At 47.2% G+C, this 16,536-nt stretch carries 15 protein-coding genes; 5 read left to right on the forward strand and 10 right to left on the reverse strand.

Annotated features, from left to right (window positions below):
* Positions 1-353: 353 nt before the first annotated feature.
* From V1U08_RS02615 to V1U08_RS02645, 7 genes are all read right to left on the reverse strand, one after another.
* Positions 354-1,112, reverse strand: a complete 759-nt coding sequence (locus V1U08_RS02615; RefSeq protein ID WP_330469837.1) for an SDR family oxidoreductase — start codon at positions 1,110-1,112, stop codon at positions 354-356.
* 201 nt (positions 1,113-1,313) lie between these two features.
* Entirely contained in the window at positions 1,314-2,216 is a 903-nt protein-coding gene (gene mmsB, locus V1U08_RS02620) for a 3-hydroxyisobutyrate dehydrogenase (protein WP_014234379.1), read from the reverse strand.
* A gap of 29 nt (positions 2,217-2,245) precedes the next feature.
* Positions 2,246-3,391, reverse strand: a complete 1,146-nt coding sequence (locus tag V1U08_RS02625; protein ID WP_330469838.1) for an enoyl-CoA hydratase/isomerase family protein — start codon at positions 3,389-3,391, stop codon at positions 2,246-2,248.
* An 8-nt stretch (positions 3,392-3,399) separates the two neighbouring features.
* Positions 3,400-4,185 (reverse strand): enoyl-CoA hydratase, encoded by a 786-nt coding sequence (locus V1U08_RS02630; RefSeq protein ID WP_330469839.1) that lies wholly within the window; start codon positions 4,183-4,185, stop codon positions 3,400-3,402.
* 40 nt (positions 4,186-4,225) lie between these two features.
* Positions 4,226-5,380, reverse strand: coding sequence for an acyl-CoA dehydrogenase family protein (locus V1U08_RS02635; protein ID WP_330469840.1), 1,155 nt, complete (start codon positions 5,378-5,380; stop codon positions 4,226-4,228).
* A gap of 20 nt (positions 5,381-5,400) precedes the next feature.
* On the reverse strand, positions 5,401-6,894 hold the full coding sequence (locus V1U08_RS02640) for a CoA-acylating methylmalonate-semialdehyde dehydrogenase (RefSeq protein WP_330470227.1): 1,494 nt from the start codon (positions 6,892-6,894) through the stop codon (positions 5,401-5,403).
* Positions 6,895-6,926: 32 nt separating this feature from the next.
* Positions 6,927-8,138: a thiolase family protein gene (locus V1U08_RS02645; RefSeq protein ID WP_330469841.1), complete on the reverse strand. Its 1,212-nt coding sequence runs from the start codon at positions 8,136-8,138 to the stop codon at positions 6,927-6,929.
* Between the two features lie 270 nt (positions 8,139-8,408).
* On the opposite strand from V1U08_RS02645, the gene V1U08_RS02650 reads away from it, so the two are divergent.
* From V1U08_RS02650 to V1U08_RS02670, 5 genes are read left to right on the forward strand one after another with little or no spacing between them, the layout of a single operon-like run.
* Positions 8,409-8,798, forward strand: a complete 390-nt coding sequence (locus V1U08_RS02650; RefSeq protein ID WP_014234385.1) for a MerR family transcriptional regulator — start codon at positions 8,409-8,411, stop codon at positions 8,796-8,798.
* Between the two features lie 27 nt (positions 8,799-8,825).
* A complete protein-coding gene (locus tag V1U08_RS02655) occupies positions 8,826-9,995 on the forward strand; it encodes an isovaleryl-CoA dehydrogenase (protein ID WP_330469842.1) in 1,170 nt (389 codons plus the stop codon).
* Between the two features lie 25 nt (positions 9,996-10,020).
* The gene (locus V1U08_RS02660) at positions 10,021-11,625 is read left to right on the forward strand and encodes a carboxyl transferase domain-containing protein (RefSeq protein WP_065303707.1); all 1,605 of its coding nucleotides are present in this window, start codon (positions 10,021-10,023) and stop codon (positions 11,623-11,625) included.
* A 57-nt stretch (positions 11,626-11,682) separates the two neighbouring features.
* Entirely contained in the window at positions 11,683-12,528 is an 846-nt protein-coding gene (locus V1U08_RS02665; protein WP_330469843.1) for an enoyl-CoA hydratase-related protein, read from the forward strand.
* Positions 12,525-13,427, forward strand: a complete 903-nt coding sequence (locus V1U08_RS02670) for a hydroxymethylglutaryl-CoA lyase (protein ID WP_330469844.1) — start codon at positions 12,525-12,527, stop codon at positions 13,425-13,427. The genes V1U08_RS02665 and V1U08_RS02670 overlap by 4 nt, the downstream gene beginning before the upstream one ends.
* A gap of 29 nt (positions 13,428-13,456) precedes the next feature.
* Here the strand turns inward: V1U08_RS02670 and V1U08_RS02675 are convergent, their stop codons facing one another.
* The 3 genes from V1U08_RS02675 to V1U08_RS02685 form a co-directional block, all read right to left on the reverse strand.
* Complete coding sequence (locus V1U08_RS02675; RefSeq protein ID WP_330469845.1) at positions 13,457-14,002, reverse strand: DUF2301 domain-containing membrane protein; 546 nt, start codon at positions 14,000-14,002, stop codon at positions 13,457-13,459.
* 37 nt (positions 14,003-14,039) lie between these two features.
* On the reverse strand, positions 14,040-14,918 hold the full coding sequence (locus tag V1U08_RS02680) for a DMT family transporter (RefSeq protein WP_065298482.1): 879 nt from the start codon (positions 14,916-14,918) through the stop codon (positions 14,040-14,042).
* 247 nt (positions 14,919-15,165) lie between these two features.
* A complete protein-coding gene (locus tag V1U08_RS02685; protein WP_330469846.1) occupies positions 15,166-16,479 on the reverse strand; it encodes a methyl-accepting chemotaxis protein in 1,314 nt (437 codons plus the stop codon).
* Positions 16,480-16,536 lie beyond the last annotated feature (57 nt).

The following is a 16,536-nucleotide window of genomic DNA, read 5'->3' on the forward strand; positions in this document are numbered from 1 at the left end:
TTTATCAACAGAAAGTAAAGAAAGGGAATTCTCAGCGAAGCAGCTTAAATAAGAATTAGAAGCCTTTATGCCTGAAGGGCTGTAGCTTAAATGGAAATAATAAACGTTGGCTATTGACGAGTTAATCACTCAAAACTGACATCATAATCACTAAAAACCTAGGACACAAAATGTGACATAGATCAATTTACTGGTTTCACACATTTTTTACATGGTATTTGCTTAAAAACTATCTAATACACATAGTATTCAGTTGGTTTATGAATCGTTGGTTACATACCCAGTCACACTCAAAATGGAAAGAAAATATCTTTAAAATTAGTTAGTTAAACCCCTAAAATTTATTCGTTCGGTTACATCCTCAGACCACCATCAATTTCTAGCACTCTCCCTGTAAAGTACTCATTTTCAAAGATATACTTCACTGACTGTGCGATTTCTTCCGCCTTTGCCATTCTTCCGACTGGAATCATTTTTTCCAGACGTTCTATTACTTCCGGTTTCATATTCCCAGCCATAGGGGTGTGTACGACACCCGGCGCAATTGCCGCCGCACGGATACAATATTTGGCTAACTCGCGTGACCAGGTGGTGGCCATGGTTGCGACCGCCGCTTTGGAAGCAGAATAATTGGTTTGGCCGATGTTTCCTGCACGCGCAACACTTGAAATGTTGATGATCACACCACTAGATTCAGTTTCTATCATTTTCACTGCAGCCTCTCGACCACAAAGGAAAGTACCAGTTACGTTTACATTCATGACCAGATTGAACTGTTCTAATGGCATCTTGGAGATAGCACCCTCTTTCATTTTAACCAACAAGCCATCTTTTAATACGCCTGCATTGTTAACGAGCCCGTTAAGCCGACCAAAATCTTGAATAATGTCACTGAACGTCTGTTCAACGTCCTGTTCATTGGTGACATCTAATTGGTAAGTGAGCGCCTTAGCACTCAACATCTGGCATTGCTGTTGAGTGTCTCGCAATCCAGCTTCATTGATATCAAGCAGAGCCAAGTCAGCGCCCGCACGAGCAAGAACAATCGCCGTCATCTGCCCGAGCCCCTGCCCCGCGCCAGTAATAGCGATAACACTGTTTCTTAAATCCATTACGATACTCCAACGTTTTGTAACTTTTCCGAGAAGCGTCGTGACAATGTCACAAACACAAAAAGCCTTTATCGGTAATATGTCCGTTAGGGCTTTGCCGGAATGACGAGTAACATGAATAGTAATCGGTTATCGAACATCGTCATTCCCTACCGCGAAGAACGAGCGAGAAAATGAATCTCTCACATTCATTAATTACACTTATTTTTGATTTTTATAGAACTCAAACAAACTTGAGAAATCGAGCTCCCCATATCCGCTTGAGTTATGGAACGCATACAAATTACGAGCAAGCGACCCCATAGGAACAGAAGAATGCGTTTGTAGAGCGGCATCCAACCCTAAGCCCAAATCTTTCAGCATTAATTTGCTCATAAAGCCCGGTTGATATTGATGACTTGCCGGCGCACTTTCCATCACACCAGGACAAGGGTTGTAGAGCTCTAATGCCCAGTTGCGTCCTGAGCTTTGCAGCATGATATTCGAGAGAACCTTAGGATCGAGACCATGATCTATGCCAAGATTGAGCGCTTCACACGTTCCGGACATTAAAATACCGAGCATCAAGTTATTGCAGATCTTAGCCATCTGACCATCGCCGGCTTTACCTGCATGGAACACATTTCTGCCCATGTATTGCAAAATAGCGTTGGCTTTTGAGAAAGCTTGATCTGAGCCCCCAACGATAAACGTCAAAGTCGCCGCTTTTGCTCCAGTTACCCCTCCTGATACTGGTGAATCCACGAACAATAGCTGCTTATTTCCCGCTTCATTCGCAACCAATCGTGACGAATCTGGATCAATGGTAGAACAATCGATGAGCAAGGTATTTGGTGCCACGAGGTTCAGTACCCCGACCCCACCGTGTAAGTCGCCAAGGTAAACACTTCTCACGTGTGATGCAGCAGGTAACATCGTAATCACCGTACCTGCGCCATCCACCACTTCCGGCAAAGAACTCGCCACGATAGCGCCAAATGGTTCTAACTTTCTGGCGGCTTCGGTGTCCAAATCAAACACTTGTACATTGAACCCCGACGCTAACAGGTTCTGCGCCATTGGGCTGCCCATATTGCCTAAACCTATGAATGCAATGGTACTCATGATAAATCTCCTTCGTTTGTACGGTCTGTTTAGCTTTCGTTTAGTCGCTCAACAGACCCTAACTCTGCCAGAGGATGTTCATCTTTTGCCCACAACGAGGTAAAGAGCGTATCAACGAGATCCTCATCAACTTCAGTAACACTGTTAAACATCCAATTTGGTTCGCCATCGCGATCAATCAGCCTGGCGCGCACACCTTCTTTAAACTCACCTAATAAAGCACAACGGACAGAGAGTGTGAGTTCCAATCGGAAGCAGTCTGCCAGTGGTAAACTATGAAACTCTTTCACTTGCCTGAAGCAAATATGCGCTGTGATAGGACTGCCAGCGGCGAATGTTTGTTTTGCATTTTCTAGCCACGGATTAATGTTATCCATGGCCATCACTCGCTGGGCAATAAGGTTGAGATCAAAACCTTTGCATGCTTGCTTGATTTGCTCCAGACATGGACAAATTTGTGTGGTTGGTTTGCTGTCGATGACACTTTCTTCCATCAGAGCTAACAGCGCATTCACCAATTCTTTCGCGTTATTGCTCCACCACGGTAAGCTCTGAAGCTCTTGCAATAAAGTTGGATAATGCTCTTCTAATAACAGCCAATCCGCAAAGCCAATTGTGACAGCGTCACTCGAGTTTACTAACGCGCCGGTCAATCCAAGAAATAAGCCAACCTCAGGGTCAATTTGACTTAAGAACCAAGTCCCTCCCACATCGGGGTAAAGCCCGATACTAATTTCCGGCATGGAAAGACGCGATGTAGGTGTGACCACTCTGTGGCTTGCTCCCATAAAAAGCCCCATGCCTCCGCCCATCACAATGCCTTCGCCCCAAGCAATAACGGGTTTGTTATAGGTATGGATGAGGTAGTCGCACTCATACTCCAACGTAAAGTAGCGGGTACAAAACTCGGCAGTGGAGTCTTTCCCTTCGTCATGCATGACATGATAAATAGCCCTGACATCACCACCCGCACAAAATGCTTTTTCTCCGGCACCGCTAAGAACCACACACACCAAATGGGGGTCATCTTTCCATTTCAGCAACTGATCATGGAGTTGAACTAACATGTCGTAAGTAAGCGCATTTAATGATGAGACATTGTCTAAAGTCGCAACGCCAATTCGATGAATAGCGTCTGCACACTCCAATTCAGTGATCGTTACCTTTCCTGCCATTTGGCCTCCTATTGGTTTTTCCATTTAGGCTCGCGTTTCTCAAGAAAGGCTCGTACACCTTCCGTTTGATCCTCGGTATCAAAGAGGTTAAGAAACAGCTCTCGCTCTTTGATAAGTCCATGCTTTAATGGTGCTGAGCGCATGTTTTGAATCAGTAATTTGCATGCCGCCACAGAGGATGGCGACTGATTTGCCACCGACAATGCCAACGCCATCGCTTTGGTTAGTGCTTCGCCTTTTGGCACAAGCTCCTCTGCTAAGCCTAGTTCGTTTGCTTGAGTTGCGCTGAGTTGTTCACCACAAAGAATCATACGCTTAGCCCAGCCTTCACCAACTAAAGCCGTTAGGTTCTGCGTTCCACCTGCACATGGCAGCAGACCCACTTTTGCTTCTGGTAATGCCAGCACCGCTTGTTCTTCCACTACTCGGAGATCACACGCCAACGCGACTTCTAACCCTCCGCCCATGGCATAGCCGTTTATTGCGGCAATGGAAACCCCACGAAAATCGGCGAGAGTTTCAAACGCTTCCCCAAACGCTCGAGCCATACCGAGTGCCACCGCTTTGTCTCCGTCAGCAAAAAGTTTGAGGTCTGCGCCTGCTGAAAAGAACTTCTCTCCATACCCTGTTATGACGAGCGCATACACGTCTTTATTTTGGTTCAGCTCAAGGACGAGGGTTTTTAACGCGTTGAGACTGTCCGCCGTCCAGGTATTTGCAGGCGGGTTGTTCATCGTAATCACAGCGATATGATCATTAATAGTGTGTTGAATAGCGCCTTGAGGTGATGACATAGTTCGAATCCTTTCCTGATGAAATTGTTCGAATGCAGATTTACAGTAATGATGATTCTGCCGACAACAAACGGCGTGCGATGATCAAACGCATGATCTCGTTGGTGCCTTCAAGGATCTGATGCACACGAACGTCGCGGAAATAACGTTCCATCGGGTATTCTTTGATGTAGCCATAACCACCGTAAAGCTGTAAGGCTTGGTCACAGACTTGAAACCCGACATCCGTTGCAAAACGTTTTGCCATGGCACAATAGGTGGTTGCGTTTGGGTCACCGTTATCGAGTTTACTTGCGGCGTAACGAACCAGTTGTCTTGCTGCAACCAGCTCTGTTGCCATGTCCGCTAATTTAAACTGCAACGCCTGAAATTGCGCTAACGTTTTGCCGAACTGCTTACGTTCCTGCATATATTGAGTTGCGTGGTTAAGAGCCTGTTGCGCCGTCCCGACAGAGCAGGTTGCGATATTAATTCGCCCGCCGTCTAACCCTTTCATCGCAAAGACGAAGCCTTGTCCTTCTTCACCCAATAAATGAGTGGCTGGAACGGTGACATTTTCGAATGTGACGGCACGAGTCGGTTGACTGTTCCACCCCATTTTCGGCTCTTTACGCCCATAGCTGATGCCTTTCGCATTTGCCTCAACCACAAAAGCGGAAACACCTTTCGCTCCTTGCTCTCCGGTTCGGGCCATAACGATCAACACATCAGTATCGCCGGCTCCTGAAATAAATGTTTTGCTGCCATTAAGAATGTATTGATCGCCTTTTTTCGTGGCGGAAGTGGTCAGTGAAGCCGCATCAGACCCCGCATTTGGCTCTGTTAAACAATAAGATCCTAGCCAGTCCCCCGTTACTAATTTGGGACAAAACTGCGCTTTAACCACGTCACTGGCAAAACTAGCTATCATCCAACTCACCATATTGTGGATAGTCATAAACGCCGTTGTCGAAGTACAGCCCATGGATAATTGTTCAAAAATGATCGACGAGTCTAAACGGCTCAGGCCCAATCCGCCTTGCTCTTCCGGTGTGTAAAGGCTCAAAAAGCCTAACTCGCCCGCTTCTCTCAACACCTCTTTCGGGAAGATCTGTTTTTCATCCCATTCCGCAGCCATGGGAGCCAAACGCTCAGCGGCAAACTGCTGCGCTATATCGGAAAATGCACGTTGATCTTCGTTGAGTTCAAAGTCCATAAAAGCTCCTTGCTATCGGTTTAGCGCAGGTGGATCGTGAGGTTTGGCCCGCTCGGAATATCATCATCAAACCAACGCGACGTGACGGTTTTGGTTTCGGTGTAGAATCGGACAGCCTGCTTACCATAAGCATGAAGGTCGCCATAAAAACTGCCACGCCAACCCGTGAAGGAGAAAAATGGCAAAGGCACAGGAATCGGTACATTAATGCCAACTTGTCCCACCATAATTTCGTGCTGATACTTTCGTGCCGCCGCGCCATTCGCTGTGAAAATTGAAGTACCGTTGCCATACGGGTTTCGATTAACCAACTCAATGGCTTCTTGCAGCGTATCCACTTCCATGCAAACTAAAACAGGGCCAAAGATCTCCTGCGTGTACACCGACATGTCTGTCGTCACTCCCCGGAACAATGTCGGCCCGACCCAGTTGCCGTCAGGAAACCCTTCTACTTCGCATTGGCTGCCATCAAGCACACACTCTGCGCCTTGTTGTTTGCCCAACTCAATCAAACCTAATACACGCTGTTTAGCCTGCTCGCTAATGAGCGGACCATATGCGGCATCTTCATCATCCCACGCCCCCGGGTGTACGTTTTCCATCTCCCGTTTAATGTCGTCTATCCACTCTTTTGAGTCACCAACAAACACCGCCACTGAGATTGCCATACAACGCTGACCCGCTGCCCCCACTGAAGAGCCGACTAAATTACTCACCACTTGATCTTTGTTCGCATCTGGCATGATCACCATGTGGTTTTTAGCACCTGCAAACGCCTGCACTCGCTTAAAGTGTTTTGTCCCTGTCGTATAAATATCTTGCGCCACCGGAACGGAACCGACAAAAGAGATCGCGCGAATATCGTTATGCGTGAGTAGAAAATCCACTTGCTCTTTACGTCCGTGAACGATCTGCAATACCCCCTTTGGAGCGCCCGCTTCTTCAAACAGTTCAGCAAGACGAATTGACGTTAAAGGCACCTGCTCTGAAGGCTTGAGAACGAATGTGTTACCGCTGGCAATCGCAACTGGAAACATCCATAACGGGATCATGGCAGGAAAGTTAAACGGGGTGATCCCGCAACACACGCCCAAAGGTTGAATCAGCGAGTAACTGTCGATATCAGTCGCGACGTTTTCTACCGTTTCACCCATCAAATTACTGGCAATATTCGCTGCTTGTTCAACCACTTCAATTCCGCGCCAAACGTCTCCTTTGGCATCGGCTAAAATCTTGCCCGTTTCATGAGAAAGCAATACCGCGATTTCTTCGTGATGCTCTTTTAACAAATGTTGATAACGAAGCATGAGTCGCGCGCGCTCGGAGACTGCCACCTCTTTCCAGGTTTGGAATGTCGCCTTGGCACTATCGATCGCAGCATGCAACTCGTCATTCGTTGAGCACGGAACGTACGCAATCACATCGTTTGTGGCAGGGTTGGTGACTTCTATCCAATCTGCTGTTTGAGATTCACGAAACTCACCACCAATAAATGAGGGGACCAAACGAGTCATCATTGACTACTCCTTTACTGATATTGCTGGAATTAAAGTGGTACCTCGATACCAATCGCGGTTGCTTCTCCACCACCGATACAAATCGCCGCAATCCCTCGCATAACTTTCTTATTGCTTGGATCGCCATCCAAACCTAACGCCTGTAGCTGACGCAAACTGTGGGTCAACGTCACTAGTATTCGTGCACCGCTGGCACCAATAGGATGGCCAAGTGCACACGCCCCGCCTTTAATGTTGACTTTGTCAGGGTCGAGCCCCAGTTCAGCGATCGCGATTTGCGTGACAACCGCAAACGCTTCATTGATCTCCCAAAGATCAATTTCATCTATCGTCCAATCGAGCTCTGATAACAATTGCTCGATCGCATAAACTGGGGCGAGCGTAAATTCTGCAGGTTCTCTGGCGTGTGTGGTGTGGCCTCTTATAATGGCCAGTGGTGAGAGATGATGGTGCTGCGCGGTTTCTTCATCCATCAAGACGAGTGCTGCGGCACCATCTGAAATTGCACTCGAATTAGCAGCTGTCACAGAACCATGGATATCAAAGGCTGGTTTCAGCTGGGCAATTTTTTCGAAGTTAATCGAACGCGGATGTTCGTCGTAATCCAGAAGAGCAGAAGTCGATTTAGTTCGAATGTCTATCGGGGAGATTTCCTCTTCAAACAAGCCTTGTTCTTGCGCATCTAAAGCCCGCGTGGCTGACATGGCTGCCCACTCGTCCATTTTTTCACGGCTGAAGTGGAGTCTGTCGGCGATTTGCTGAGCGTACACGCCCATCAAAAGCCCTTCGTAGGCGTCCTCTAATCCGTCGAGAAACATATGATCATAAACGGACTGATGCCCCATTCTCATGCCACTTCTCGCCTCTTTCATCAGGTAAGGCGCATTAGTCATACTTTCCATGCCACCAGCGACCGCCGTACGGATGGTGCCTGCTTTAATCAGGTCGTGCGCGAACATCACGCTCTTCATGCCGGAACCGCACACCTTGTTGATGGTGGTGCAGCCAGTAGAAATTGGTAATTCGGCTTCGAGAGCCGCTTGCCGGGCAGGTGCCTGACCGCAACCTGCTGGTAACACGCAGCCCATAAACACTTCATCGACGGCTGTGAGTTCCGCTTGCTGGAGCGCACTTTTTATTGCGATTGCCCCTAATGATGGAGCAGAAAATGTTTGCAGTTGCCCCTGAAAGCGCCCGATTGGTGTTCTTTTCGCACTGACAATCCAGATGTCATTTCCCATGATTCCACACCCTTTACGATGTATCACAGCATACGAACTTACCCATCACACTCGCTATCAAAAACTTTCATACCCGCTTAAGTTTCAAATCAAACGATGAATCTTTCGCACTGTGATTTCTTGACGTTTACGTAAGCATAGCACTAGCCTTTACAGTGAGGTAAAGAAACAAGTTGATAAAAGAATAAATTTCCTCCGACCTTTCACCACAGGGTCCGACTTCGAGAAGCTAGTTTTTATTCGAGGTAAGTAATTTGAGGTAAGTGTGTGATGGAAAAATATAAAATTAGTGAGCTAGCAAAAGAGTTCGATATTACGACTCGAAGCATCCGGTTTTATGAAGATGTCGGCCTGATAGAGCCAGAGCGTAAAGGCAATATGCGTGTTTACCAGCGCAGAGACAAAATCCGTCTCAAGTTGATATTAAGAGGTAAGCGGCTAGGCTTTTCACTCGCCGAAATTCGTGAACTTTTTGAACTCTATGATCTTCAACAAACCGATGAGCAACTCCTGAAAATGCTCAATATTATTGAAGAAAAACAAGCGTTACTCCAACAACAGATGAATGACATCGGAGTTGTGATGGGCGAGTTAAACGCCGCGAAAGAACGCTGCTTACAGACGTTACAGAAACACAATAAAATATCCACGCATCCCTGACTTTAATCCTGCTACAGGGGAAATGTTATGAAATCCGCTTACACCCCACTCAATTTTGGTCTCGGTGAAACCATTGATATGCTCCGGGATCATGTGAATGCCTTTGCTAGCGAACACATCGCTCCGATCGCTGCCCATATCGATCATAATAACCAATTCCCCGACTATTTATGGCCGCTGTTTGGCGAGATGGGATTACTCGGCGTAACGGTAGACGAACAATATGGTGGAGCAGAAATGGGCTATCTTGCCCATGTGATCGCCATGGAAGAAGTCAGTCGCGCATCGGCCTCCGTGGGACTGAGTTATGGCGCACATTCCAACCTTTGCGTTAATCAAATTTTCCGCAATGGCACCGCAGATCAACACAAAAAATATCTACCTAATCTAATTGATGGTTCGCATATCGGTGCACTCGCAATGAGTGAACCAAACTCCGGTTCGGATGTGGTCAGTATGCAGCTCAAAGCAGAAGACAAAGGTGACCATTTTTTGCTTAACGGCAATAAAATGTGGGTGACGAATGGACCAGATGCCGACGTCTTGGTGGTCTACGCGAAAACCGACCCTGGTGCAGGTTCGAGAGGAATCACCGCATTTATTATCGAGCGAACGTTTGAAGGATTCGGCGACGCACAGAAGCTTGATAAGTTGGGAATGCGCGGCTCCAACACTTGCGAACTTGTTTTTACCGATTGTGTGGTACCTAAGAAAAACGTTCTCGGCGAAATAAACCGAGGTGTCGAAGTCCTGATGAGTGGCCTTGATTACGAGCGTGTGGTCCTTGCTGGCGGGCCGTTAGGGATCATGCAAGCTTGTATGGATATCGTGGTGCCCTACGTGCACGAGCGTAAACAGTTCGGCAAATCCATCGGTGAGTTCCAGTTGGTTCAGGGCAAGCTTGCCGACATGTACTCGCGCATGTGTGCTGCTAAAGCCTATGTTTACACCGTCGCGTCGGCCTGTGACCGCGGTGAATGTACCCGTAAAGACGCAGCAGGCGTCATCTTATACAGCGCTGAGCTCGCGACGCAAATTTCACTTGATGCCATCCAGCTGCTTGGCGGTAATGGCTACGTTAATGAATACGCAACCGGACGGCTGCTACGCGATGCCAAACTGTATGAGATCGGAGCGGGTACCTCGGAAATTCGGCGAATGTTAATAGGACGAGAGCTGTTCGAGGAATCACGTTAATCCAAGCGTTGAAAAGGAAGTCTCTATGGCCATCATAAAAAGTAGAACCAAGCCAACTGAAGAGCTGTTTCTTTCAAACAAAGCCGCAATGGAAAAGTTGGTGGACAAGCTGCACGCGGATACCGAAATCATCAAGCAAGGTGGTGGTAAAAAAGCGATATTGCATCAACAAAACAAAGGAAAGCTCCCCGTACGATCGCGTATAACCAGACTACTCGACGATGAGAGTGATTTTCTTGAAATCGGCCAGTTTGCCGCTTGGGAAGTGTACGACGAGCCCATTCCCTGCGCGGGTGTCGTCGCTGGTATTGGAACGATCAATGGCGTCCAATGCATGGTGGTCGCTAACGATCCTTCGGTAAAAGGTGGCACCTACTACCCTCTGACGGTAAAAAAGCATCTGCGAGCACAAGAAATCGCTCAACGCTGCCGGCTTCCCTGCGTGTACTTAGTCGATTCTGGCGGTGCCAACCTCCCTCATCAGGCTGAAGTCTTTCCTGATAGAGACCACTTCGGACGGATTTTCTTTAACCAAGCAAAAATGTCAGCCAAAGGCATACCTCAAATCGCCGTGGTGATGGGACTGTGTACCGCAGGTGGCGCATACGTACCCGCCATGGCAGACGTATCCATCATGGTTAAAGAGCAAGGCACGATATTTCTCGCCGGACCACCGTTGGTAAAAGCCGCAACTGGGGAAGTCGTCACAGGGGAAGAGCTCGGTGGCGCTGATGTCCACTGCCGAAAATCAGGAGTGGCGGATTACTACGCAGAGAACGATGAACATGCGTTGATGCTCGCACGCGAGGCGATTGCCAACGCCAATCAACCCAAAGTACGAAAAACCGAGCACTCTATCTTACCGCCCCGTTACAACGCAGAAGAATTGTACGGCATCGTCAATGCTAACCTTCGTTTGTCCTTTGACGTAAGAGAAGTCATTGCCCGCATTGTCGATGATTCTGACTTTGACGAGTTTAAGGCGCTGTATGGCAAAACTCTGGTTTGTGGATTTGCACGAATAGAGGGGCATTTGATCGGTATTGTCGCCAACAACGGCATTCTATTTTCTGACTCTTCACAAAAAGGCGCGCACTTTATTGAGCTGTGCGCCAAACGCAAAACGCCCCTACTCTTTTTACAAAACATCACCGGTTTTATGGTCGGCAAAAAGGTAGAGGAAGAAGGCATCGCCAAACACGGAGCTAAGCTGGTGATGGCGGTGGCTTGTGCCGAAGTGCCCAAGTTTACCATCATCATTGGGGGCTCTTACGGCGCAGGGAATTACGGCATGTGCGGCAGAGCTTATGATCCGACGATGATGTGGATGTGGCCAAATGCACGTATTTCTGTAATGGGCGGTGAACAAGCCGCTGGCGTGCTAACTCAGGTTCGTAAAGACATAAAAGAACGCCGGGGTGAAAACTGGTCAGAACAAGAAGAGCACACATTTCGAGAATCGATCATAGACTTATATGAGACACAGGGACATCCGTATTACGCCAGCGCAAGGTTGTGGGATGACGGGATTATTGACCCAAAAAACACGCGCCAAGTCTTGGCACAAGCGCTCAATGCCGCACTCAACGCGCCGATTCAAGACAGTGAGTTTGGTGTTTTTCGTATGTAAAAAAGCAGAATGAGAAAAACAGAACGTAAATTTGGAAAAGATCGAAAGGACACATATATGCACGAACTTCAACCGAGCATTATTCCAAACGCGAAAAGGCAAGATGATGTGCTTTGGCAAGTTGACCGATATGGCGTCGCAACCATCACGCTTAACAGGACAAAGAAACACAACGCGTTCGACGCCTGTATGATCGATTTGCTAATACACAGGCTCGATTATCTGGCGTTGAGAAACGACGTTCGGTGTCTGGTTCTACGGAGTAACGGGGAGCATTTTTCTTCTGGTGCTGATTTAAATTGGATGAAATCCATGGCCAACAGTACACGTAAGGAGAACATCATTGATGCGCAAAACCTCGCCCGTTTAATGGAAACTCTGGACACATTCCCACAACCAACCATCGCCGTTGTCCAAGGGTCTGCATTTGGCGGCGCTTTGGGTTTAATTTGTTGTAGCGACATAGCTATCGCGAGCAAAAGCGCCAATTTTTGTTTAAGTGAAGTAAAGCTGGGACTCGTTCCAGCGACGATCGCTCCCTATGTCATGCGGGCAATGGGAAATCGACAGGCTCGCCGCTTCATATTAAGTGGTGAAGTGATATCTTCAGATGACGCAGAACAATTTGGGATAGTTCATGAAGTCAGGGAAGAGAGCGACATTGACAACACTCTGAATGAATTGATTGAGACGCTGCTGGTAAATAGCCCTGATGCGATGCGTCAGGCAAAAACCCTGTGCCACCAATGTCATCAAAACCCGATTGACTCTCATCTAATCCAGTACACGAGCAGATTAATTGCCGATATCCGCGTGTCGCCGCAGGGGCAAGATGGCTTACAAGCGTTTCTCGAAAAACGTCTTCCGCGCTGGATAAATAAAGCGGATTCGGAGGAAACATGACACTCCCTTCAAAGGTAAAGATAGTCGAAGTGGGCGCACGAGATGGGCTGCAAAACGAGTCACCTGTCTCGACAAGCACCAAAGTCAGACTGATCAACTTGTTGTCGGACACAGGCTTAACTCATATCGAAGCTGGTTCTTTCGTTTCACCCAAATGGGTGCCACAGATGGCCGACTCTAAAGCGGTGATGCAGGCTATCTCTCGACGCAGCGACATTACTTACTCTGCACTTGTGCCTAACGTGAGAGGTTTTGAGCAAGCGCTAGAAGCTGGAGCAAATCAAATTGCCATTTTCACCTCGTGCTCGGAAGGATTCTGCGAGCACAACATTAACTGCTCTATCGCAGAAAGTCTGTCTCGATTCGAATCGGTGATGGAACAAGCTGCTAAACATAACATTCCGGTGCGTGGTTATTTGTCATGCGTCATCGACTGCCCTTATGACGGAGCGACAGCCGCCAAGCAAGTGAGGAATGTTGCTACCAATCTGATTGATATGGGCTGCTATGAAGTATCGCTCGGAGACACAATAGGCACTGGCACACCAAATCGTGTGGAAGCAATGCTGCAATCTGTTTTAAAGAATATACCGAGCCAGAAATTAGCCGTTCACTTTCACGATACCTGGGGCCAAGCACTTGCCAATATTTATCAGGCATTCATGATGGGCATTGAAACCGTTGATAGCAGTGTTGCGGGTCTGGGTGGCTGTCCTTACGCGCACGGTGCGTCAGGGAATGTGGCCACCGAAGATGTTCTATACCTTTGCCGAGGGCTGGGAATTGAAACAGGTGTAGATTTAGAGCTGTTAGCAAAGGCAGGCTGGATGATTAGTGAAGAGTTACATCGTCAGCCGACATCTAAAGTGTCACTCGCGTTGCGTCATCGCTATCAATAATGACTCGTCATCGCTGGTTGCTCTTCTCGCTACACTTCATATTTGGCTTTATTACCGATATCAAAATGCAGTGGCATTCGCCATTTAGCAATCGATAAGTAGCCCATGATGATACCCGCTAAAAATATTCCGCCAGAGGCAATAACCAAATTGTTAAAGCAGAGTGAGAAGGTAGCCACGAAAAGGAGTATAGGGACGAGTTTTAATCCGGGCACTTTGAAGCAAAACGACTCTTTGAGCGCAATGCCTGAGAACGTAACAAAAACAAACCCTAGCGACAGCCATACTCGGCTCAGGTCATAATCACTGAACATGAGTACTAAACCAATCCAGCTAGACCAGCTGATGGCTAACCGAACCCTCTTACTGTAAACATGAATATTAGCGGCTGAAAACGCGGCTGCGATTCCAATAAAGACCAAGACATTGTGGTAGTGGCTAGCTAGGTCGCTGAACCAAACAAGTAAAGAAAAGCCGACAAGTGAAACAGCGAATAGGCTGATACCCGTTCGATACAGACAAACCCTCGCCTTATCTAAAAAGTCTAACGTTTCTTGATGGTCGATATCAGCCATGAGCCATTACCCTCGCCGCGAATGAGCTAAGCCAAAGTTAAAGACGTTTTGGGAAGCGAAACCTGCCGCCGGTTCGATAGATAACCAAAGAAAACAGAATGAGCATACAGCCAATGAGTTTGTTGGTCGTCAGTACTTCGCCATACCAAAGAATACTCAATACTACTGTCCATACCGGCTCCAAAATCATAATCAATGCAGCATTGCCCGCTTGCACAAACTTCTGTCCCATTGTTTGCATCACGTAGCGTAAACTGGTCGCAAGCAAGGTACTGAGTGCAAACCACCACCAAATTGATGCATCAACTTCGCCAGGAAGTGTCTCCATAAAATAGGAGACCACTAAGCCAAGACAGCCCGCAGAGAATAACTGCAAACAAGTCAGCAATAATACAGGTAACTTCTGCGAGAACTTACTGTTTACATTAAAGTGTAATGCCAACAAAAGCGCCGCGCCAAGAAACCAAAGCTGACTGGCAGACTGCTTCCATCCGTCGGCCAGAGACAGACACGCCAAACCTATTACTGCAATTGGCAGTGAAATCCAAAATATCCGTTGTGGTCGTTGACGGAACATAATCCAAGCGACAATAGGAACAAACAACATAGACAGGCTCATGATGAATGCGCCCTCGCCTAACGTATCACTGATTGAAATCGCGTAGATCCACGTCATGACCGCACTACCCAACAGTAAGCCGACGCCACTTGCTGACAACACATCACTCATCTTCGCGGATAAAAGAGGTCGGTAACACAGAGGCAGTAAACAAAGCGCTGCGATAGTAAATCGTGAACCAATAAAGCCAAAAGGAGGTAAGCCTTGTATGGTCTCTTTAGAGAAAATCCAGCCAAGTGCCGCAATCATGGTAGTTGCAATAAGAATGATGGTCGCTTTATGTTCTGAGTTAAGCATAATTACCCACAAAAATACTCGGTAACGAGTTCGACAGACGAGCTTTTGACGTCGAGAAAATCGATGAAAGTTATTGTTTAAGCGTCACAAATACAGGCAAGGAATGAATAAAGAATGGAACATGCTGACGTTTGCGAGACACAATTACTATACATGAAACTAACAATTTCAAAAGCGTTAATCCGCGCCAGATCACATTGCGTGTCTGGCGAGGAAACATCACTCATATTTGAATAGTAAGGCGTTACTAGAGCGTTCGATTGAACTGAGCAACCGCCTCAACAACACGGCTTGCGCCCTCTTGAATATCATTCATGACGTTGCCTGCTTTCTCAGACAATTCAAGGGTATTCAGGGCATCTTTTTGGCATTGAGAAATCAACTCGACAGCGTTATTGGTGCGCTCAAGATTTTCTTTCACCATCGTGACAATATCATCGGTCGTCGTATTGGTACGAAGTGAAAGTTGCCTTACTTCATCCGCAACAACCGCAAAACCTCGTCCATGCTCTCCTGCTCGAGCCGCCTCGATCGCAGCGTTCAACGCAAGCAGATTGGTTTGATCGGCAATACCGCTGATATTCCTTACCAACTCGCTAATTTTCGCTGAGTGACCTTTGAGTTCCTCAATCGCGGCATTGGCTTGTTCCATTTGTTTTGAGAGCATCTGCATATTCTCAACAGTTGCACCGATCACTTGCTGGCCCTGAATTGTCTGCGTTCCGGTCTCTTTGGAGACTTCACTCGCTAAATGAGCAGCTTGCGCCATCGACTGCTCTTGAAGAACTTGTTCGGTAATATCAGTAGCAAACTTCACTACCTTATACAGTTCTCCCCTATCGTTATGGATTGGATTATAAGACGCTTCCAACCATACGAATTCACCATAGCGATTTAGCCTTTTAAAACGCTCAGAGACAAACTGACCACTCGCCAGTTTATGCCAAAACTCCTGATAGGCCTGGGAGTTCGCTTCTTCTTGATCACAGAACATTCGGTGATGCTTACCCGTGACTTGTTCCGACGTATAACCCATTGTTTTGAGGAAATTATCATTCGCTTTGAGAACGACACCATCCAAACTAAACTCAATGACCGCCATAGAGCGATTCAATGCGTTGAGCATATCTTCTTGCTCTCGAGAGGCTTTGATCGTTCGAGTCAACTCTGACGCGCACACAGCAAAGCGGGTAACTTTTCCCGTGAAATCAAAAATAGGTTGGACCATTGAGCGCAACCATGCTTCTTCACTATCCCCTTTAGAAACCTGCATAGCGCCATTCCAAAGGGTTTGGGTTAATACGCACTGCTTCATCCGTTGAAAGTGCTCTGTATTTCTCGCTTTAACTGGAACGAGTTCAGTGATGTGCTTTGCCAATACCTCTTGCTCAGTTAGATTCATCTGTTGCAAAAAGTTCTGGTTAACAGACGTAACGTTACCTTCAGTATTAAGGGAGAGCAGTAACATGTCCTGATCAAGGCTTTGCTGCACTTGGGTAAGGCTGTAGAGCTCTTGCTTTAATTGCTGATTTTCTTTTTGAAGCGACTTACTAAAAAACATGACTTCCCTTATAAGACCGATTTTGATTGTCAAAAGCTCAGTAATTTAATGACGTTA

The sequence above is a fragment of the Vibrio sp. YYF0003 genome (assembly GCF_036350715.1).
Classification (GTDB): Bacteria; Pseudomonadota; Gammaproteobacteria; order Enterobacterales; family Vibrionaceae; genus Vibrio; species Vibrio natriegens.

Coding starts and splice junctions, on each gene's coding strand:
- V1U08_RS02635 (WP_330469840.1), bottom strand. CDS start 5,380: ATGGACTTTGAACTCAACGAAGATCAACGTGCATTTTCCGATATAGCG.
- V1U08_RS02680 (WP_065298482.1), bottom strand. CDS start 14,918: ATGCTTAACTCAGAACATAAAGCGACCATCATTCTTATTGCAACTACC.
- mmsB (WP_014234379.1), bottom strand. CDS start 2,216: ATGAGTACCATTGCATTCATAGGTTTAGGCAATATGGGCAGCCCAATG.
- V1U08_RS02645 (WP_330469841.1), bottom strand. CDS start 8,138: ATGGGAAATGACATCTGGATTGTCAGTGCGAAAAGAACACCAATCGGG.
- V1U08_RS02625 (WP_330469838.1), bottom strand. CDS start 3,391: ATGGCAGGAAAGGTAACGATCACTGAATTGGAGTGTGCAGACGCTATT.
- V1U08_RS02670 (WP_330469844.1), top strand. CDS start 12,525: ATGACACTCCCTTCAAAGGTAAAGATAGTCGAAGTGGGCGCACGAGAT.
- V1U08_RS02660 (WP_065303707.1), top strand. CDS start 10,021: ATGGCCATCATAAAAAGTAGAACCAAGCCAACTGAAGAGCTGTTTCTT.
- V1U08_RS02655 (WP_330469842.1), top strand. CDS start 8,826: ATGAAATCCGCTTACACCCCACTCAATTTTGGTCTCGGTGAAACCATT.
- V1U08_RS02665 (WP_330469843.1), top strand. CDS start 11,683: ATGCACGAACTTCAACCGAGCATTATTCCAAACGCGAAAAGGCAAGAT.
- V1U08_RS02630 (WP_330469839.1), bottom strand. CDS start 4,185: ATGTCATCACCTCAAGGCGCTATTCAACACACTATTAATGATCATATC.
- V1U08_RS02650 (WP_014234385.1), top strand. CDS start 8,409: ATGGAAAAATATAAAATTAGTGAGCTAGCAAAAGAGTTCGATATTACG.
- V1U08_RS02640 (WP_330470227.1), bottom strand. CDS start 6,894: ATGACTCGTTTGGTCCCCTCATTTATTGGTGGTGAGTTTCGTGAATCT.
- V1U08_RS02675 (WP_330469845.1), bottom strand. CDS start 14,002: ATGGCTGATATCGACCATCAAGAAACGTTAGACTTTTTAGATAAGGCG.
- V1U08_RS02685 (WP_330469846.1), bottom strand. CDS start 16,479: ATGTTTTTTAGTAAGTCGCTTCAAAAAGAAAATCAGCAATTAAAGCAA.
- V1U08_RS02615 (WP_330469837.1), bottom strand. CDS start 1,112: ATGGATTTAAGAAACAGTGTTATCGCTATTACTGGCGCGGGGCAGGGG.